22 protein-coding genes and 2 pseudogenes are annotated in these 18,541 nt (G+C 59.7%); 3 read left to right on the forward strand and 21 right to left on the reverse strand.

The genetic code is table 11. From position 1 onward, the window contains the following. Nucleotides 1-51: 51 nt before the first annotated feature. The 7 genes from ACMGF8_RS15355 to ACMGF8_RS15385 form a co-directional block, all read right to left on the reverse strand. Nucleotides 52-1,221, reverse strand: a complete 1,170-nt coding sequence (locus ACMGF8_RS15355; protein ID WP_416760147.1) for a phage tail sheath protein — start codon at nt 1,219-1,221, stop codon at nt 52-54. 117 nt (nt 1,222-1,338) lie between these two features. After that, nucleotides 1,339-1,764 carry a phage tail assembly chaperone gene (locus ACMGF8_RS15360; RefSeq protein WP_416760149.1) on the reverse strand — a complete coding sequence of 142 codons (426 nt, stop codon included), beginning with the start codon at nt 1,762-1,764 and terminating at the stop codon, nt 1,339-1,341. A 10-nt stretch (nt 1,765-1,774) separates the two neighbouring features. Beyond that, the gene (locus ACMGF8_RS15365; RefSeq protein ID WP_416760151.1) at nt 1,775-3,697 is read right to left on the reverse strand and encodes a phage tail protein; all 1,923 of its coding nucleotides are present in this window, start codon (nt 3,695-3,697) and stop codon (nt 1,775-1,777) included. After that, a complete protein-coding gene (locus ACMGF8_RS15370; RefSeq protein ID WP_416760312.1) occupies nt 3,690-4,313 on the reverse strand; it encodes a phage tail protein I in 624 nt (207 codons plus the stop codon). The genes ACMGF8_RS15365 and ACMGF8_RS15370 overlap by 8 nt, the downstream gene beginning before the upstream one ends. Continuing rightward, nucleotides 4,313-5,224 carry a baseplate J/gp47 family protein gene (locus tag ACMGF8_RS15375; protein WP_416760153.1) on the reverse strand — a complete coding sequence of 304 codons (912 nt, stop codon included), beginning with the start codon at nt 5,222-5,224 and terminating at the stop codon, nt 4,313-4,315. The genes ACMGF8_RS15370 and ACMGF8_RS15375 overlap by 1 nt, the downstream gene beginning before the upstream one ends. Further along, nucleotides 5,221-5,565 (reverse strand): GPW/gp25 family protein, encoded by a 345-nt coding sequence (locus tag ACMGF8_RS15380; RefSeq protein ID WP_370058758.1) that lies wholly within the window; start codon nt 5,563-5,565, stop codon nt 5,221-5,223. The genes ACMGF8_RS15375 and ACMGF8_RS15380 overlap by 4 nt, the downstream gene beginning before the upstream one ends. Beyond that, nucleotides 5,562-6,134 (reverse strand): phage baseplate assembly protein V, encoded by a 573-nt coding sequence (locus ACMGF8_RS15385; protein ID WP_416760155.1) that lies wholly within the window; start codon nt 6,132-6,134, stop codon nt 5,562-5,564. Before ACMGF8_RS15385 ends, ACMGF8_RS15380 begins: the two co-directional genes overlap by 4 nt. A gap of 161 nt (nt 6,135-6,295) precedes the next feature. Here ACMGF8_RS15385 and ACMGF8_RS15390 point away from each other — a divergent pair, with 161 nt between their 5' ends. Then, nucleotides 6,296-7,273 (forward strand): DUF4062 domain-containing protein, encoded by a 978-nt coding sequence (locus tag ACMGF8_RS15390; protein ID WP_416760157.1) that lies wholly within the window; start codon nt 6,296-6,298, stop codon nt 7,271-7,273. Nucleotides 7,274-7,345: 72 nt separating this feature from the next. Here the strand turns inward: ACMGF8_RS15390 and ACMGF8_RS15395 are convergent, their stop codons facing one another. The 13 genes and pseudogenes from ACMGF8_RS15395 to ACMGF8_RS15455 all read right to left on the reverse strand — a co-directional run. Then, complete coding sequence (locus tag ACMGF8_RS15395) at nt 7,346-7,810, reverse strand: phage virion morphogenesis protein (protein WP_416760159.1); 465 nt, start codon at nt 7,808-7,810, stop codon at nt 7,346-7,348. Beyond that, on the reverse strand, nt 7,803-8,255 hold the full coding sequence (locus tag ACMGF8_RS15400; RefSeq protein ID WP_416760161.1) for a phage tail protein: 453 nt from the start codon (nt 8,253-8,255) through the stop codon (nt 7,803-7,805). Before ACMGF8_RS15400 ends, ACMGF8_RS15395 begins: the two co-directional genes overlap by 8 nt. Beyond that, entirely contained in the window at nt 8,252-8,464 is a 213-nt protein-coding gene (gene lysC / locus ACMGF8_RS15405; RefSeq protein WP_416760163.1) for an Rz1-like lysis system protein LysC, read from the reverse strand. Before lysC ends, ACMGF8_RS15400 begins: the two co-directional genes overlap by 4 nt. Then, a pseudogene (locus ACMGF8_RS15410) lies at nt 8,430-8,795 on the reverse strand (LysB family phage lysis regulatory protein); the annotation flags it as partial. The pseudogene ACMGF8_RS15410 and the gene lysC, both read right to left, overlap by 35 nt. Further along, on the reverse strand, nt 8,792-9,271 hold the full coding sequence (locus ACMGF8_RS15415) for a hypothetical protein (RefSeq protein WP_416760164.1): 480 nt from the start codon (nt 9,269-9,271) through the stop codon (nt 8,792-8,794). The gene ACMGF8_RS15415 and the pseudogene ACMGF8_RS15410, both read right to left, overlap by 4 nt. Next, nucleotides 9,268-9,474: a hypothetical protein gene (locus ACMGF8_RS15420; RefSeq protein WP_416760166.1), complete on the reverse strand. Its 207-nt coding sequence runs from the start codon at nt 9,472-9,474 to the stop codon at nt 9,268-9,270. The genes ACMGF8_RS15415 and ACMGF8_RS15420 overlap by 4 nt, the downstream gene beginning before the upstream one ends. Next, nucleotides 9,471-10,313: an N-acetylmuramidase domain-containing protein gene (locus ACMGF8_RS15425; RefSeq protein WP_416760168.1), complete on the reverse strand. Its 843-nt coding sequence runs from the start codon at nt 10,311-10,313 to the stop codon at nt 9,471-9,473. The genes ACMGF8_RS15420 and ACMGF8_RS15425 overlap by 4 nt, the downstream gene beginning before the upstream one ends. Next, complete coding sequence (locus ACMGF8_RS15430; RefSeq protein ID WP_178116211.1) at nt 10,310-10,633, reverse strand: phage holin, lambda family; 324 nt, start codon at nt 10,631-10,633, stop codon at nt 10,310-10,312. The genes ACMGF8_RS15425 and ACMGF8_RS15430 overlap by 4 nt, the downstream gene beginning before the upstream one ends. Nucleotides 10,634-10,678: 45 nt before the next feature. Next, nucleotides 10,679-10,891, reverse strand: coding sequence for a tail protein X (locus ACMGF8_RS15435; RefSeq protein WP_015634862.1), 213 nt, complete (start codon nt 10,889-10,891; stop codon nt 10,679-10,681). Further along, entirely contained in the window at nt 10,891-11,352 is a 462-nt protein-coding gene (locus tag ACMGF8_RS15440; RefSeq protein ID WP_416760171.1) for a head completion/stabilization protein, read from the reverse strand. Before ACMGF8_RS15440 ends, ACMGF8_RS15435 begins: the two co-directional genes overlap by 1 nt. A gap of 101 nt (nt 11,353-11,453) precedes the next feature. Further along, nucleotides 11,454-12,161, reverse strand: coding sequence for a terminase endonuclease subunit (locus ACMGF8_RS15445; RefSeq protein ID WP_159897445.1), 708 nt, complete (start codon nt 12,159-12,161; stop codon nt 11,454-11,456). A gap of 11 nt (nt 12,162-12,172) precedes the next feature. Then, the gene (locus ACMGF8_RS15450; protein WP_123392572.1) at nt 12,173-13,180 is read right to left on the reverse strand and encodes a phage major capsid protein, P2 family; all 1,008 of its coding nucleotides are present in this window, start codon (nt 13,178-13,180) and stop codon (nt 12,173-12,175) included. A gap of 47 nt (nt 13,181-13,227) precedes the next feature. Further along, nucleotides 13,228-14,103 (reverse strand): annotated as a pseudogene (locus ACMGF8_RS15455) (GPO family capsid scaffolding protein); the annotation flags it as partial. Nucleotides 14,104-14,254: 151 nt separating this feature from the next. Between ACMGF8_RS15455 and ACMGF8_RS15460 the strand changes: the two are divergent. Together ACMGF8_RS15460 and ACMGF8_RS15465 are read left to right on the forward strand one after the other, a co-directional pair. After that, nucleotides 14,255-16,012 carry a terminase ATPase subunit family protein gene (locus ACMGF8_RS15460; protein ID WP_416760174.1) on the forward strand — a complete coding sequence of 586 codons (1,758 nt, stop codon included), beginning with the start codon at nt 14,255-14,257 and terminating at the stop codon, nt 16,010-16,012. Then, complete coding sequence (locus ACMGF8_RS15465) at nt 16,012-17,067, forward strand: phage portal protein (protein WP_416760176.1); 1,056 nt, start codon at nt 16,012-16,014, stop codon at nt 17,065-17,067. The genes ACMGF8_RS15460 and ACMGF8_RS15465 overlap by 1 nt, the downstream gene beginning before the upstream one ends. A gap of 142 nt (nt 17,068-17,209) precedes the next feature. Here the strand turns inward: ACMGF8_RS15465 and ACMGF8_RS15470 are convergent, their stop codons facing one another. Further along, complete coding sequence (locus ACMGF8_RS15470) at nt 17,210-18,523, reverse strand: KAP family P-loop NTPase fold protein (protein WP_416760178.1); 1,314 nt, start codon at nt 18,521-18,523, stop codon at nt 17,210-17,212. Between the last annotated feature and the right edge of the window lie 18 nt (nt 18,524-18,541).

Here is an 18,541-nt window from a genome sequence, read left to right on the forward strand (position 1 = left end):
GTTCTCCGGTGTCCTGGCGCGGGGTGACTCCCCTCGCGGGGGAGCCCCTGGTTAGCTGTTGATCTTGCTGGCGAAGTCCATCAGGTAGCGGTCGGTGATCCGCTGCCGAAGCGTGAGGTCTTCCAGCGGTGGAACCGGCGTGTAGTCGTAGTCGATGAACAACTTGCCGGCCTTGAGGGTGTCCTTGTCGTTGGCGTCATCCTGGTACCAGCAGTTGCCACCGATCAGGTACCCGGCCGAGATCAACTCGCGGAACTTGGCGTTGATGCCGTTGATGATGTCTTTCACCAGGGTCGGGGTCATGGGCCTGTCCACGGCCCACATGTGCGCCTCGGCCATGGTGTCGGCGAGGATCTGCGCGGTGCGGGTGTAGTTCTCGAAGGCGAACAGCGGATCGTCGCTGCAAGTCCGGCTGCCCCAGAAGCGGAAGCCGCCCTCGTTGATCAGGGTGGTCACCTCGTTGGAGTTGAGGTAGTTGGCGTCGGTGGCTGGGTTCTGCAGGTCCCAGAACACGTCGGCGCTGATGCCGGTAACCCCGTTGACCGCGACGTTTGACAGGGTCTTGTGCCAGCCAACCTCCTGGTCGATCTTCGCCCGCAGGCCCAGGGCGCGAGCGACGGCGGAAGCTTTGGTGGTCGCGTTTGCGGTGGTGTCCCAATGTTCGAAGTCTGGCCAGATCACCATGACTTCGCGGGCGCCGAAGTTCTCGCGGTAGGCGACGGCCTCTTCCTTGGTCTTGCTGTCCCGGGCACTGACGTAGCAGAAGGCCCGCAACTGCTGGCCTATCGAGACCAGCGCCGTCGCCACCGGCAGGTTGTCGAGGCCTGGAACGCCAAGTATGCGCGGCACCATGCCGACGCGGGCCTTGGCCGCGAGTAGGGCTTTCATGCCGGTGTATTTACCGTCGGCGGTGGTGGTGCCGATCAGGGCGCTGGTGGTCGCGGCTTCGGTTTCGCCTTCCTTGACCCGTACCACGATGACGTAAGGCTTGGTCTGGTCGGCAATGGCCTGCAGGCTGGCGCCCAGGGTGCCCTTGGTGCCGGCTTTGCCTACCGCGGTCTGAACGCTGGTCAGCAGGACCGGGGTATCGAGCGGGAATGCCAGCGGATCAGCGTCGTCGGCAGTGCAGACCAGGCCGATAACAGCGGTGGGGATGGTGCGAATGGGGCGGGTGCCGTCGTTGAGTTCGAGGACCCGCACGCCGTGAAGATAATCGGCCATGGGTTTTGCCTGCGCAGTGAATGGGGTGACAGTGCACAGGCTGCCGCGCGCGCGTCGGATCGGCGAGCGCGCGGACTTGTAGGGGATGGGGATACAGGGAGACGGTGCGGAGCCGGTTTACTCGATTTGCTCTGCAATCCACTCGGGGGCAGTGGGGCGGTGTTGGATAGCGGGAAAATCTGGCGACTGTGGCCAGTCGCGCAGGGCCTGCATGTACAACAGCAGCTCGTTGAACTGATCATCTGTCAGCGTGGTAGCCGCGCCTATTTCGAGCTGGTCACGGTGACGCTCGCGCAACCACATCACCGAGGACAGCTCATCGTCGCGCCACTCGCGCTCCAGTGCTGCCGGATCTGGGACCACCTCAGGGGCATCGACAAGGTATGGCAGACCGTGTTCATCGTGAGCGCGAGCTTTGCCTGCGGGAGGGTTACCGATCACCGCAATGTAAAGCTCATTAGTGATTTCGACCGCATCTGCCGGCATCGACGCGTGCATGCCGCGCAGGTACGTTGTTTGAGTTGTCTGACTATAAAAGCGCATATGGCCTCCCTCAGTTGCCGACTGCGATGTATTTTGCGCCGTTAGGTGCGGCGCCCGCGTTGGTCCTGAAGCTGACTCCCGTCTGCGATAGCCCAAACGATGCGATAGCGTCTTGGGTCGGCGCGGCATTCGTTGCCCCTATGTGAGTAGTGGCCACTACCGCAAAAGCAGCGTTAGGAAATGCCATCGGAAATGTCACCAGCACAGGGGTAGAGCTGAAACCTAGTGATGCCCCCCACTGAAGAACAAGACCGCCGAGCCAAGAAGGAAACGCGATATATCCATTGGATGCGAGACTGATCGAGAAGCCCCACCGAAGCTTCTTCGGTGTCGGCATAACAAAGTCGTTCGCGCTATCAAGCATCTGCGCTGTAGTTGCGACTTTTGCCGTCCCCTGATTAATCTCAGTCGCCTGTGCCGCCAAAGCAGCCAGCGCCGCAATATCAATGTTTCCCTGATTGATTGGCGCGTTCCAGGCTTTGATGCACCACATAACAGCCACGTTTCGCGGCCGGACGTACATTGCTGAATCTGTCCCTGGACCGCTGATGTTTGCCCCAGTCCCAACGTACTTAACATTAGTAAGGCCTGACGGAACCCCATCAGAATTAAGCCTCGCCCGGAACGCTGCTGCATCGTCGTTGAGGTCGTTGTAAAACGCCACAACGCTAGCTCCTGTCATTGCCGCGTCACCGGCGGACACAATCGACGCGTCTTGCTTACTGCCGAGAGCTCGCCCAGGGTCAACGCCTCGGCCATGGTCCCAGCCTCGCAAGAACTCGCCGCGCGACTCCGGAAGCCGGAAGTTACCGGCACCTTCGTCACCCTTGTTGAAAGTGGTCCCCAGGTACGCCGCCAGATCTGGGTAAGCAGCACTGCTCTGCACGCTGCCATCGATCTCAAGGAACCCCGGCGGCACGCTCGCCTTGGGAAACGCCACGATCGAACCGACAGGAAGCGAGGAGGCCTGGGCGATCATCGACTCAATTTCCGGCTTAGTGTAGGTATCGGTGATGCCGTACCCAGCCAGAGTGCTGGGGTTTACCCCGGCAATCACCCGGCCGTATTTATCCACCGTGACCTTGGTGTAGCTCCCAGCATTTACGCCTGTGCGGCCGGCGACCATCTCAAAGGCCAGGTCCGTGGTACCGAGCACAATCGGCCCATCGGCCACCAACTGCCAAACGCTGTCGCCATTGGTTGTGCCTTTCTCGACGTGAACAAAAAGCCCTGGGGTAACTTCAATGCTGGTATCGGCGTCCTGGGTTCGCGACCAGGCGCCAGCAGCCACAACGTACAGACCGTTATCCTTGGCCTGGGCCTGGTTCTTGACCAGGACACGGTTGCCGGCGGCCAGGACGACTGAGTCAATCGTCTGCAGGCCGCTGAGGGTGACGGTTCCAGAGGTCGCCACCAGCACCGAATGCTTGAAATCCTGCTTGTTCAGCTCCTCCAGGATGCGCTGATCGACGTAGGAGCGCGTCGCAAGGACCACGCTCGGGTCAATCTTCAACTGAATGTTGGTCGTGCTGTTGGTGATGATGTGCATCCGCACGACCTGATTCCGCCCGGAGCCCTGGGCGAGCAGCGGCTTGTAGCTGGGGGCCACGTTGGCGACCGCACAGAACACACCGTCCTTGTCCTCGATCGCCAGCTCCCGAATCCACCAGCCGCCGACTTCCGGCGGTAGCACGAGCTCGGCGATCAGCACCTTGTCATCGGTCGGCGAGACGTACAGCGCATTGAGCGGTGCGCGGTAGACCTGGCGGATCAGTTGCGTTTGCCCAGGGCTTGGCACCGGGTCGGTGTCATTGGCGTCACCGATGAGCATGTAGCTGGGCTCCCACGGGATGCCCAGGGCGTCGCAGTTGGTTTTCTTGGCGGCGCCGAGGCTGGTGAGCATGCCGCCGAAAATGGAGTTCTGATTAACCATGGGGGTACACGTCCAGTTCGTCGAGGGTGTATTCGCTGACGCCGCTATAGCCCTGGATCACGACGTCCAGGTCCGGGTTGGTCCAGGGGTAGGCGTCGATCTCGTCACCATCGAAAACGGTGACGCCTGTGTAGGCGTTCAGGCGGGTTTCAAGGGTGATATCGAGGCCGATCAGGTGGCGGGTGAGGGGCTTGGCATCGTCGATCAGCCAGGTCAGTTCCTGGTACATCTCTTCGGTGATGCCGGTATCGAGCACGCCGACCTTGAGCGCAAAGGTCGCCCTCGGCCCGTTGGGCACCTTCTGCCACCACTCGATGACCTCGATCAGATAGCCCAGCGGCTCCACCACCCGGCGCAGGGCGCCGATGGTGCCCTTGCGTGAGTGGATGTAGTACGCCGCACGGATCGCGGCACGCTTGGCTGCCTCCGTCCACTGGCTGGACCAGCGATCTACAGAGAAGGCCCATGCCAGGTACGGCAGCAGATGAGCCGGGCACAGATCCGGGTTGTACAACTGACGCAACGGAATCGGTACGCGCTGGATCTGGGCCAGGGCCTGGGCGGCCTGACGTTCCAGCGGCGTGGAATTGCGCGGCAGTAGGGGCTGGTCGGTCATCATTCACCCCCCAGCGCCAGTGTGATGGCGGTGCAGAACGGCGCCTGATAGGGCGTTGCAACAATATCCACCCAGTCCTGCAGCACGACTTTGCGCACGCCTTCAACATGCAGCCGGGCATGCACCACCGATTCGGACACTTCCAGCCCCAGCCGCCGGCGCTGGTGCACAAATGCCCGGAGGCTGGCTTGGGCGGCGGCGAGGGCCAGCTCGTTTTCGGGGCCGTTGCTCAGCATGTAAAGCGTGGCCGTGACCTGGTAATTGATGATCTCGGCGCCCTGGACGGTCAGCCGGTCGGCGACGGGCCGGCGGTCGTCGTCGCTGAGGTAGGTCTTGACCGCCGCGAGTAGGGCAGGCGAGGCCGTACCGTCGCCAAGCAGGGATTGCACGGTGATCACGGCCTCGGCCGGCGCCGGGCTTTCTGCCGTGGCGTCGGCAACCTGGCCATCAGCGGAGCGCGCGTGAAAGATGTAGCTGTTGCGCGGCCCCGCGGTGCTCAGGCCTGCCCAGGCCATCTGGGCACGCTCGCGGAGGCTGTCGTCGGTCTCCATGATGCGGGCAATCGGTGGCACGGCCGTCGGGTTGGCTTCCTGCACCACCAGGCGGGCTACGTTGTAGTTTGCCGCGAGGTTGTCCAGGTCGGAGTTCTTGGCCAGGGCCAGCATGTTGGCGACAGAGGCCTCGTTGACCCGCTGGCGCCAGATGGTTTCCCGGTAGGCGTTCTCTTGCAGCAGCTTGGTCAGCGGCTCGGATTCCAGCGCCAGGCGGGCGGCGATCTCGGCTTGCTCCTCCACGGGCCAGAGGCTGATGGCGTAGGCCTTGCGTTCGGCGAGGATCTGCTCGTAATCGATCTGCTCGACGATCTGCGGCGCTGGCAGCTGGCCCAGGTCGATGGCGACAAAGGTGCTCATACGCTTGCCCCCAGTTGCAGCGGAACGCTCAGGCTCAGCGGCTCGTTGGTATCAACGCGGCTGCATTCAATGTCCATCACTGACTGGCCCTGAAGTGTCGCGCCGACGAATTGCACTCGGCTCAGCGTTATACGTGGCTCCCAGCGCATCAGGGCCATCACGGTGGCCGCGTAAGCGCGCAGGCGGGTCGCGTCGTTAAACGGGTGGTCCACCAGCTCGGCCAGGACGCTGCCGTATTCACGACGCATCACCCGGGTACCGAGGCGCGTGGTCAGGATATCGGTGCAGGACTGGACGATATGCTCTTCGGTGCTGAGCGCGGCGCCGGTTTCTCTGTTCATTCCGGTGCTCCTGTCTTGGCTCCGCCCGGCATCACTCCACCATGCAGGTGCTTGACCAGGCTGATGCCGGCCGCGACGACGTCGTCCGATACAGTGACTTTGCCGGTGACGGTGTGGTTGCCGGTCTGGGTGTAGTCGCCCTGGTGGGTGATCGGGCCGACGATGGTGATACCCCCGTCGCTGACTAGATTGGTGGTACCGCCTGGGGCCAGGGTGGCATTGAGGTGATGGGCGACGCTGTCGTACTCGATTACCGTGCCGTCGCTGTAGGTGCGTCGGTGGAGCCCGGCACGATCGCCGTTTGCCGGTGCGCTGTCGCTGAACAGGCCGGTCAAGGCCACGCCGTTGCCGAGCTGACCCGAGGGGCTAATCAGCAGAACCTGCTCGCCGGCGGTGGGCGGGTCCCACTCCTTGTCGGCTCCGGCACGCAGTGTCAGCCACGGTAGCCAGGTGGTGGTCAGTTCACCGGTTTTCACTCGCACGCGGGGAGGTGTCATCTGGACTTCGGCGACAACGCCGAGGCGGACGAGGTTTTCAATCAGGCGGGCGAGGGTGGCTAGATCGTTCATGGGGAACATTATGTTGTTAGGGGGGGGGTAGAAGTCCTTTTAGGATTTGTACGATTTTGGTATACAAGTCAGCTCTGATTACTACGTTTTTGTGAGTTGGTAGTGGGTTTAGTGTGTGCTTTACCGATTTAGCTTGGAAACTTAATAGGAGGGGGAAATTTATGGATAAACGTTATCAGGTGTTTGTTAGCTCTACGTATGTAGATTTAAGGGATGAGCGTCAGAAAGTTAATCAGACGCTTATGGAAATGGACTGTATTCCTGCAGGGATGGAGTTGTTTCCAGCTACAGATGAAGAGCAGTGGGAGTTCATAAAGAAGGTAATAGATGATTGTGATTACTATCTACTTATAATAGGTGGGCGTTATGGGTCGCTGAGCCCTGAGGGAATCAGCTATACAGAACAAGAATTTGACTATGCGGTGAAAAAAGGGATTAGAGTTGTAGCTTTGCTCCATAGTAGTCCAGGGGAATTGCCATTAAGCAAGACAGATGCAAGTGATGAGGCTAGAAGAAAGCTTGATGAGTTTCGCGAAAAAGTATCAACAGGGAGACTTGTAAAATATTGGCAGAGTGGTAACGAACTACCAGGGTTGGTGTCGTTAAGTTTGTCGAAAACTATCAAAGCTTTTCCTGCTATAGGTTGGGTTCGGGCAACAGAAGGTTCCAGTGAAGAGTTGTTGAGGGAAATTAACGAGCTTCGCAAGGAAAATAGCAGGCTGAAAGAGCAGCTGGAAAGTGCTGACTCTGAAAAAGGTACTGTGTTCGATATTGATGGATTGGCTGGGCTTGATGAGAACTTCGTTGTCGGAGGATCCTATATGGATCGTCTTAAAATTCATAAGTGGTCATTGGATTTGACTTGGAGTCAGATTTTTTATTATGTGTCTCCGTACTTGATGAATTTTCCAGATCAAGACTCAGTTAAGTCTTCTCTATGTAATGCTTTGTGTGTGGTGGCCGGAGTTGATAATAGGTACTTTACAATTGATGAAGATAATTTTCATACGATTGCTATTCAGCTCAGGGTTCTTGGTTTGATTAAGATTGAATCTGTAAGAGGGGGTGATGTGGTTTGGTCACTTACCTCCGAGGGGGAGGGGTTGATGGTTAAGTTGCGTGCAGTTAAAAAGGTCTGAAATGTTTTATGGATTTTTGTTTGGAGTCGTGGGTTGTGTTGTAGGTAGATTCTGATTTTTATAGTTTTGCTTCTAATTTTTATTGTTGTATATAGATAGGGTTAGTGCATTTCGGATTAGGTCTCTGTCTTCATCGGTGAAGCCTAGGATAGCTCTCAGGTCATACTTCACCTCTGGCGCCCCACGCTCGGCTCGATCCCTCAGCCCGTATTGATGCACACGCGCAATACGGGCTACTCGCCCAGTAAACCCAACGCTGATCGCATTACTGTCCCCCTGAGCCTTCAAGAAGCTCGCCGTGCGCAGCTTCTTGAACATCTTCACTTGGCGCTTGATGCGTCCCTGTTTGCCCCGTAGGTTCCGCTGTTTACGCGGTGCGTACTTGCTCCCGTCCGGGTTGCGCTGGGCAATGATCCGCTGTTGCTGGCTGCGGCGCAGGGCCTGGCCGATGCTTCGGGCGAGCTGATTGCGGGCGGCGGGCTGCAATTGACCCAGCAGGCCGGCTGCCCAGTCCTCCAGCGCTTCAAGATCAGCCATTGGGCACTATCCATTCCGGGCCGCTCTCTGGCCATGTGGGGTTGCGCTGGGGTTCACCTGGGTGGCTGATAGTAGTGTTGCCTGCATCATCCGTGCGAACGACCACGCGCTCAGTGAGGGGAAGTGTCAGGCTCATGTCCACCTTGCTCTTGTCGATGAGGTCGGCCTCGAACTTGATGCCGTCGGCGGACTTGTCGAGGTTCTCCAGCAGCTCGGACTGGTTCACGCGGAGCCACTCCAGCAGCGGCAGCATGACGCTGTCCGGATGGCCGGCGAAGTCGGTCAGGATCACCTGCAGGTCATAGGTGTATTCGAACGAAAGACTGCTGGCCGCGGTGCAGCGGACTTTGCCGTTATCGATGAAGATCAGCAGCCGGTCGGAGTTGTGGCGTAGTTCCGGGACCCGTTCCAGCAGGAAGGCCCGCAGGCTGTCGGGTTTGTTCATGGTTTGGCCTGCTGGTAGCGGTAGATCATGTCGACCTGGCCCGCGCATTCGGCCCAGGCGGCCTCGCTACGGTCCAGGTCGGTGATCAGGTCGCCGTTATTGTTGGGGCTGGTCGCCGGCAGGCTGCAGGGCACCACGGCCGGACAGCCACTGACGATAAGCGTCGGCGCCGGTGAGGGCGGGGCGCTCGCGCAGCCGGCGAGCAACATCAGGCAAGGGCTGGTCAGCCCAAGCGCGCAGATCAGCGTTTTCACGTTTCAGCCCCTCGATGGTGAGTTGTCGTTTGGCGAGCCCCTGGCGTAGCAAGTCCTGTTCCGTGCGCAGACGAGCCTGGGCCTCGCGTTCGCCGGAAAGAACAGCCTCCAGGGCGTTGGCTTTGCCCTCGCTGCGCCCGGCTGCGGCCAACGCATCCCGGGTGTCTTTCTCGGCCAGCTCCCTGTTCTTGTCGGCGACCTCGATGCGTTGTTCCTGATTCCAGGCGAGCAGGCTCAGCACGCCGACTAGGGCCAGGCCCAGCAGGATCTGGCGGATGGTGCTCATTTGAGGAACTCCCCCAGGACCATCTGGCGGTATTGCTCGTCGGTATAGATCGCGCGGGCCTCATTGAAGTAGGCCTCATCGATTACCCTCGGTGTCAGAAGATGGCGCTGATAGCTGCCGCCGTTGAGCTCGATCAGTTGCAACAGCAGATCCGTTTCCGGGGTATCGATCCCCAAGTCGCGGACTCGGCTCGCCGTTGTTGCGTAGTACCCGCCGTTGCGGACCTTGGCCGACTTGAGCCAGTCGAACTCGTCGTAGATCCAGATGGCTTGTTCCTGGTCGACGTCATCAGGAGGGGCCTGACGGTCCGAAAGTACGACGACCCCTGGCAGGCGCCCGTGTAAATCCTCCGCTTGTGGGGTGACGAAAATCACCGTCTCGCCTTGGGCGGTGAGCTCGTTTGCGATTTTCACCAGGCGGGTGGTTTTCCCTGTCAGGCGACCGGAGATTTCGAGGTAGGCGATCTTGCCGGTCATGCTCGGTACCAGCCCAGTTTGTTCATGGCGCCGACGTCCAGGTGTTCGAGCGGGCCGCGAATCACAATCACCCGGCAACCTGGATCGACGAATTGCAGCGCCTCGGCCAGCAGCTCCATGGCTTCTTGCTCGGTGTTTTCCGGCACGACCAGGACGTCACCGTCCTCTACCCTGAGCTTATGCACCGCTTCGAGATCAATCATGCCGGTACCTCCTGACCGCAGCTGCAGGCGCTGTGCCGCTCATAGGCGCGCTGGAGCTTGGTGTCGTACAGGTTGCGTTGGTAGTTCGGCCCGTTGTACTGCCTGGCGAAGTCGGCCCACTTGCGGGCCTTCAGCGCCTTGTGAAGGGCTGGATCGGTCTCGATAAAGCGGACGAAGGCGTCGAACTGGCGGGACTCGCTCGCGCTTATGGCCGTCACGAAGTCCTGCACGCTGGCATAGCCCAGGCGCTGCCAGTGAAAGCCCATGATCTGGAAGGCGCCCCAGGAAGCGGATTCGAGGGCCGCGGTGTCATCGATGAGGCGGGCCGTGGCCAGGCGCTGATGCTCAGCAGGTCCGCCGGCATAGCCACCGGGGTTCGGGTTGATGATGGCCGGGTACTGCGCCGCGAGCTCGTCGGCGTGGCGCTTCAGTTCTGCCGGGTCGTCACCTGGGTGGCGTGGCGTTTTCAACTGGCGGTACATGATGTGCCGCTCGAACAGGATCGCCGGCTTGCCGTTGGCGAAGAAGCCCTTGCCGTTCGATTCGACCTCATTGACCGCGTAGACACTGGCGAGGGGCAGATCCAGGCGCTGGGCAGCGCTGACCAGGTCGGCGTTCTTCAGCAACAGAGCGCAATCGCCACCGGCCAGGCTGGTTTGGGTTTTCTCGCCGGCGATGCCGTCCACCACCAGGCCGGCCTTGAGCTGGTAGGCGCGCACGGCCATTTCGGTGGCGTCGCCGTAGTCGCCGTCCACCACCAGGCTGGCCCCGTGGCTGTTGAGGTTCTTCTGCAGGATTCGAACCGCCTGCGAGCGATCGCCGTGCCGGAGTGTATTCATAGTTGCTCTACCTTGCGGTTGAAAAACTTGCGGGCCGCGGCGCGGGTGCCCTCGACGCCGAGCAGGCCGATCACACCGCCGAAAAATGGGGCGGTCGATGCCGGGATGCCGAGCAACGCCAGACCGTGGCTGGCAGCCAGGGCCAGCGCCCCGCAGAGCGGCGCCTCGATCAGTACTCGGCGTAGGGTGCCCCCGCCGTACATGATCCGTAGAGCCGCGATGATCAGCGCGAGGACGCCGGCGTACAGGGTCGGCCAGTTCTGTTCGAGCCAGGCGGCGAACCAGGCCCAGGTGTCGGGACGGTCAGGCATTCGCTTCATTCCAGGGTCCAGGGTGGTAGGTCTCAAGGAGGCGGCTCAAGTGGATCAGTCCCATAGGTTCACCATCTGCCGCTGTGGGGCTGTGGTCTGGGCTTCGGGCATTTGAACAGCGAGGCCTTGCGGCAGGGTGGGGCCGTGATCAGCCAGCCCGGGGTTGGCCTCAAGCACCGCCTCGGTGACGCCGGCGGTGCGGCCGTAGTGACGCCAGCAAAGGGCGTCGACGGTGTCGTTTTGCAGGGCGCGAAGGGTGACAGCCATCAGATCAGCTCCACGGTGGTGCGCGTGGTACCCAAAAAATCGCGGATGGCCCAGCGCTGGTCGCGGTGGTAGTCATCGATGTTCGGGGCCAGTTCCTCGGCCTTGCGGTTGCCCGTGTTGGTGCTGTCATAGGAGCGGTAGCGTTCACAGACCTCAGCGCCAACGCCGGCCTCGATCGCTCGGCGGTACAGGTGCACCTGGGCGGATTCATCCTTGACCAGGGGGCTGGGGATGTCTTTCAGTTCGGCATAGCCTGCAGCTTGCTGGGCTATGCGCCAGTCATCGAGCTCCCGGTTGACGCTGATGGCGGCGTTGATCACCGCTGTTTCCAGGCGGGCCGGCGTGACGCTGCTGTCGATGCGCAAGGTGGCGCGCAGCTGGTCCAGGTCGATCGAGGGCCAGAATGGGTCGGTGTTGATGTGGCCGCTTGGCGTGCTGCCGCCGGCTACGAATCCGCTCATGGTGCTGCGCTCAATAAGTCGCCGGTGGTCGGGGCTTCACGTTCAGGCGGAGCGGCCTGGCCGATCCGCCCCGAGCCGGCGGGGTGCGTGGGGACGCCCGGTTAACTGCCGGTGGCAGTGTGTTTCTTCAGAAGGCGCTCGACGCGCTCCAGATCCTTTTTACCGCCGCAGTTGCTGTGCAGCTCGATAGCCCGGGCCAGATGGTCCCGGGCTTGTTCTAGGGGCTTCAAGGCCTCTGCTGAGGGGGTATCCTCGGTGACCTGGGCCGAGTACGCCTTGCCGATGGCCAGGTGCAGCTTGGCCCGGGCCTGGTCCGGCATGTCTTCCTTGGTGGTGATCTGCTCGGTACGCAGTAGCAATTCCAGGTCAAAGCTGCCGCCGGCCTTCTGGGCCTTCAACGCGGCTTCGGCGATCTCTTCGGCGACGATGGTGCCGGTGGTGCGCTCGAAGCGATCCGGCATCAGCAGCTGGTGCTCGATCACGTAGGCGGCGATGTCCAGGGCACCTTTGAAGTCGCCGGCGTCCATGCGCCAGACCATGAGGGTGGTCAGCACCTGGTCTTGGGCGCCTTTGCCCTCGGCGAGCATGCCTTCGACGTAGGGCTCGTACTCCGGCAGCAATTGTCGCTTGAGCTCTGCCTTGCCCTCGGTGGACTGCACCTGTTTCAGCCGCAGGTAGTCCTGTTGGAGCTTGGCGAGGTTCAGCTCGTAAATGTTGGCGCCTTCCATGGTCAGGGCTGGCCCGGCGACAGCAGCCGCTGCAACGGCTGCTGTAACGCGCTGGAAGTGACGGCGGCAGGGGTTGGTCATGATCGCCGGCCTCAGCTCAGGGTGATGTTTTCGGCCATGGCAGCGCAGCCCAGGTCTTCGATCACGTAGCTTTCATTGACCGATTCGAAGTTTTCGATGCGGTCGCGTTTGGCGTTGTCGACGACGGTGCGGCGGCGGGTGCCTTCCTGCCAGTACAGCGACAGGTTGTCGAGGCGGGTCACCAACAGGCCGTTGGCCGGGAAGTGCGGCACCCGAACGGCTGGCAAGTTGCCAATGCGCTTTTGGCTGGTGACGATGTCGGCCGCGAGCATCTCGGTCGGCGCCTGGGTTTTGTTGATGATCGGGAAGTACTTGTCGGCCAGTAGCTGGCGACCACAGACCACCACCAGGTCGGTGTCTTCCTGGTACCAGGGCTCAATGAACTCGTTGACCATGCTGATGACCAGGGCGTCGATGTTTTCGAAATCCTTGCCCGCGCCGATCTGGATCTTGCCGCTGCCGTCGACCACTTCTTGCAACACGCGAGCGGCGTTCTCCAGGCGCATTTTCTGCAGCCAGCCAATGTTCACGTCCTGCAACAGCGGATTGGTGGATGGGTTGGAGGTCGCGGCGCGGCTGGTGCCGTTCCAGCCGATCATGATCCGGTTGAGGGCCTGGGCCTTGATGATGGCGTCACGAATGCGCGCCTGAAAGTCCTTGAACTTGGCCCACTGGTCGAGCTTCTGGTAGCGAATCCCAGTGTCAAAGTTGGTCTGGGTGCAGGTGTACCCGCGGTTGTCCAGGCCGCTCGGGTCGCGGGGCTCACGGTCCTTGACGGTGGTGTCGGTGGTGCTGGCAATGGTCCCGTCGATGCCGATGCCGATCTTCTCGCCCGACTGTTCGGAGACGCCGTAAACGTTGATGGCGCTGAGGAACGCGCTGGACTCCTGAATGCGGGTTTCCAGGGTCTGGGCAACGCTGGGGGCAGCCGTGAATTTAGTGGTGACGTCGCTCACGCCGTGTAGTTGCGCGAGTTGTTGCAGGTAGGCGTTGAAGAGGACGCGGGTATCGTTACGCATGGTGTTCTCCGATGTTCCTTGGCTTGGTGTTGTCCGTGTTGGGATGAGCAGTCGGTGACGAGAGCCCCGTCACCACCCGTAGCCGCGGGGCGAGCGGTGAACTGCGTTTGCTGGCTGGTGCCAGCCGGTGTCTTTTCGAGTTTTTCCACCAGTGCCGAAAAGTCAGCAGCCAGTTTCTCGTGCTTGGCCAGCAGGCTTTCGCGGGCAGCTTTCTCAGCAGCGAAGGCCTGGCCCTGGCCGGCGACGTGCTCAGCCATGGCCTCGACGGCCTCGCCAAGCTCTGTGGATAGAGCGGCGTCCTTGCCTTCCTTGTCCTTGCTCTTACCGAGCAGGTCGAGCACGCGGCTGAACAGGCCAGCGACCTTGCCGCTTTCGTCCTCGACTTCCTCGAATTCGAGGGCCACCTCGATGGCCTCGGAAAACAGGTTGCTAGCGTCGCGCTTGCGGGCCGCCAGCGGGTTTTTGTCCGGGTGCTGGGCGCTAAACGTCAGCATTTCGGTACCCAGGCTGGCCGGGGTATCGGTCACCGCGATGCCGTCCAGGTAGGCGCGGCCGGTGTCGGCGAACTTCGGGCGGATCTCGATGCTGGTGTAGAGCTTCTGCCGAGCCTTGTTCATGTTCACCAGGTCGGCAGTGGGTTCGATCTGGGCGAACAGGGCGAGCTTCTTGGCGCCGGCAATCTCGACCTCTTCGGTCTTCAACGCGACCACGTCGCCGTAGGCGCGGAACGGGCTGTCCGGCAGCAGGCTACGCATGTGCTCGATCCAGACCCGGGCGCCGTAGGTGTTCTGGCTGTAGGTCTCGGCAGCGTCGACCAGCCATTGCCGTTCGATCTGGCGGCCATCGGTGGTGGCGCCTTCAACGGCGACGCGGAAAAACTTGGAACGGTGTTTCTTGGCTGGGGTGTCGGTTTTGCCGGCCATGCGTGAATCCTCAGTGCGGTGGCTGTGTGCCTTGGCGATGAGGGCATGTTGTTGAGCGCGGGCGAGACGGGCAACGAGGCGCTGTTGTAGATCCGCGGCGTACAAGGGGCGGCGCGGGAAGTGTTCGCGCGCGGGCGGCAGCATCTGCGCCATGAATGCCATCGTCGATTTGCCCACCGATCACCGCCGCCACGCCAAACATCTGTATTGGCAGGGCTATCGCGTGTGCGAGATCGCCGAGCTGATCGGGGAGAAGGAAAAGACCCTGCACAGTTGGAAGGCCCGGGACGAATGGGACCGGGCCACGCCGCTGGAACGCATCGAAGCGGCCACCGAAGCGCGCCTGGTGCAGTTGATCCTCAAGGACCCCAAGTCAGGGGCGGACTACAAGGAAATCGACCTGCTGCACCGCCAGCTGGAACGCCAAGCGCGCATCCGGCGTTTCACGGAAGGCGGTACCGAAACCGAGCTGAACCCGAACTTGACCAAGCGTAACGAGGGGCCGAAGAAGGCACCGAAGCGCAACGAGTTCGATGAAGAACACATCGAAAAGCTGACCGAGGCGTTCATCGATGGCTGCTTCGGCTATCAGCTGGACTGGTACAAGGCGGGCAACCAGCGTACCCGCGCCATCCTCAAGTCCCGGCAGATCGGCGCGACGTTCTACTTCGCCCGTGAGGCGCTGATCGATGCGCTGACTACCGGGCGCAATCAGATCTTCCTGTCGGCCTCGAAGAATCAGGCGCACATCTTCAAGGCCTACATCCAGGCCTTCGCCCGTGAGACGGTCGGTATCGAGCTGACCGGTGATCCGATCATCTTGGGCAACGGCGCCGAGCTGCACTTCCTGGGGACCAACGCCCGGACCGCCCAGGGCTATCACGGCAACTTCTACTTCGACGAATTCTTCTGGACCTTCAAGTTCAAGGAACTCAACAAGGTCGCCAGCGGCATGGCGATGCAGAAGCAGTACCGCCGGACCTACTTCTCGACGCCATCGAGCATGGCGCACGAGGCCTACACCTTCTGGACCGGCGAGCGCTTCAACAAGGGCAAACCGGCGGCGCAGCGGATCAAGCTCGACGTGTCCCACAACGCCCTGCAGCAGGGGCGGCTCTGCGAGGATCGGATCTGGCGCCAGATCGTCACCATCCTTGACGCGGAAGGGCGGGGCTGTGATCTGTTCGACCTGGACGAGCTGAGGCTTGAGTACGACGCCGAGGCCTTCCAGAACCTGCTGATGTGCCAGTTCATCGACGACGGGGCGAGCATCTTCCCCCTGGCGATGTTGCAGCCCTGCATGGTGGACAGTTGGGACCTCTGGGCGGAGGACTACAAACCCTTCGCCGCACGGCCGTTCGGCGATCGCCAGGTCTGGGTCGGCTATGACCCGGCGGAAAACGGCGATAGCGCGGGTATGGTGGTGATCGCTCCCCCTATGGTGCCCGGCGGCAAGTTCCGAATCCTGGAGCGGCACCAGTTCCGGGGCATGGACTTCGCGGCCCAGGCCGAGGCCATCCGCCAGGTCACCCAGCGCTACTGGGTGACCTACATCGGGATCGACATCACTGGCATGGGCTCAGGCGTGGCGCAGCTGGTGAAGTCGTTCTTCCCAAACATCACCACCTTTAGCTACTCGCCCGAAGTCAAAACCCGCCTGGTGCTGAAGGCCTACGACGTGATCAAGAACGGCCGCCTGGAGTTCGATGCCGGCTGGACGGATATGGCCCAGTCGCTGATGGCTATTCGAAAGACCGTCACCGCCTCCGGGCGCCAGTTCACCTACACGGCCGGTCGCACCGACGAAACCGGCCACGCCGACTTGGCGTGGGCGACCTTCCACGCCCTGCACAACGAACCCCTAGAAGGGCAGACCACGGCGAACACCGGATTTATGGAGTCCTACTGATGAGCAGACGTAACCGCGGAAAACAGCTGGTAACCGCCAATGCCCCGAAAGATGGGGAGCTGCTGCATGCCGAGGCCGGCCCGGTGGAGGCCTTCACCTTCGGGGACCCGACGCCGGTACTGGATGGCCGCGAGATCCTCGACTACCTGCAGTGCTGGCTCAATGGCCGCTGGTATGAAACGCCGATGTCCATGGATGGCCTGGCCAAGACCACCCGAGCCAGCGTGTATCTGCAATCGGGGCTGAACTTCAAGCGCAACATGCTGGCCCGCACCTTCATCCCTCACAAGCTGCTCAGCCGCCAGGCCTTCGAACAGTTCGCCCTGGACTGGCTCTGGTGCGGCAACTGCTACCTGGAGAAGCGCAACAACATGCTGCGCAACACCCTGGGCCTGGTCCCACCGCTGGCGAAGTACATGCGCCGCGGCGCCGATCTGGTGACCTACTACCAGGTGCGGGGCTGGAAGGATGAGCACGAGTTCGCCCCGGGTTCCATCTGCCACCTGCGCGAGGCTGATATCAACCAGGAGATCTACGGCCTGCCGGAGTGGCTGGCGGCGCTGCAAAGCGCGCTGCTGAACGAGAGCGCCACCCTGTTTCGCCGCAAGTACTACAACAACGGCAGTCACGCCGGTTTCATCCTCTACATGACCGACGCGGCGCAGAAGGAAGAGGACATTGATTCGCTGCGCACCGCGCTGAAGAACTCGAAAGGCCCGGGCAACTTCCGCAACCTGTTCGTCTACGCACCCGCGGGGAAGAAGGACGGCATCCAGCTGATCCCGGTCAGTGAGGTCGCGGCCAAGGACGAGTTCAGCTCAATCAAGAACATCAGCCGCGACGACCTGCTCGCGGCCTTGCGCATCCCGCCGCAATTGATGGGGATCGTGCCGCAGAACGCAGGTGGTTTCGGGTCGTTGCGGGAGGCTGCTGAGGTGTGGGCGGTCAACGAGCTGGAACCGCTGCAGGCACGGTTGGCACAGGTCAATGAGTGGTTGGGCGACGAAGTTGTGAGCTTTAAGCAGTTTGAGCTTGAAGTAGGGGAGAAGAAATAGTTCCTCCGCACAGTAAGCGAGGCGACGAACTGGTGTTGAGGCACCAGCTCGACGTCGTATTACTCGACCATTTCGAGTGATTCAAGTCAAGGGTTCGTCCTCTTGCTATTAACCCCTAATTAGACTTTTAGTGTGCCGCAAATTATTCTGCAGAAAAACAATTGAGTTTTTGAACTAATGCGCCGATGAGTTTTTTTCTGTTGCGCATAAATTGAGTTATTCTTTTGATGTCATCGTAATGGCCAAGGTTGTTGAATTCTATATCGGGCATTAAGCAGGCGCTTAGGTATTTAATTACATACTCCATAGTGTAATTTTCGTTTTCGGGGTCTGGGTGGTATTTGAACGCCTCATGAATATCTTCTATGAGAAGATTGCCCTCAGCTAATCGTGAAAATACTCCAGGGCGCATCACTTTTAATGTACAGATCGCGGCGATAAGTGGTTCATGTACATCTGCATCTTTTTTTTCGCTCATTAGCATAATTGCTAAATTCGAAAAAATTCTTTCGAGTTCCCGAAGAGAACAGTTCAGTTGGGTGCCTAAGGCAGTAAAATACTCTCTCCATTCCCCAGTATTCAAGTTGTATTGACTTACTAAGTGGTTGCAGTATTTTTCGATGTCGCTATTGCTGCCTTTTTTCTTCGGTAGTGTGGCTTCGATAGTAATGAACTTTTGTAGGTATGTATGGGCGTTAATGTTTGCGCCGTATGTGGATTTTATTGATTCTTGTAATTGGCTCTTGTTGATTACTAATAGAAAGTTTACGTTTGGAACAGAGAAGAGATGTTTAATTTTTTCCAGAATCTCAACGGCGAAGGATGGGCGGCACCGATCTAACTCGTCGATGATAATGGTCAGAGAACTATCTGAAGATTTCTTAAGGCTACCTGGAACTGTTGAAAGAAATTTTTTGAAGTGCTCAATAGATTGGCGTTCGGCTTTATGGTTGGTTAGACGGTCTTTTATATATTTCTCTGCGCTTGAGCTTATGTCTTTAGAGATGTCTTCACCTATTTTTTCTAGGTCCTGTAAGTCAGCTTCCTTGATAACTCCCGCAGATAGCGCTCGAATTCCAATTTTTGCACTTAGAGATAAGATATGTGCGCCGACATTCTTGGCTTTGTCGATAAATTCTTCTGATTTTTTCTCTGGAGCGTTTTCTGAGACGTAATCAGTTATTGCGCCGGCTACTACCATGAACGCGTCGTCTACATAATCTGAAGCGAACGCATCAATGTAGATGTTGGGCACATTTTCTTTGTCTAGAATTCGTTGCCATGATTTAACGAATGTTGACTTTCCTTCCCCCCAGTTACCATCCAGGCTAATAACCAAGGGGGATTTAGAGTTTTTTACAATATTCGCAAGTGCGATGCCGAAGTTCTTGCGGCCGAATAAGTCTGAGCCAAAATTATCTTCCGGAATATGGTGAGGCTGTACGACTATTTCCATGCTTATTTCCTTATAGTT

The organism is Pseudomonas sp. BNK-7, assembly GCF_048072025.1.
Lineage (GTDB): Bacteria > Pseudomonadota > Gammaproteobacteria > Pseudomonadales > Pseudomonadaceae > Aquipseudomonas > Aquipseudomonas danubii.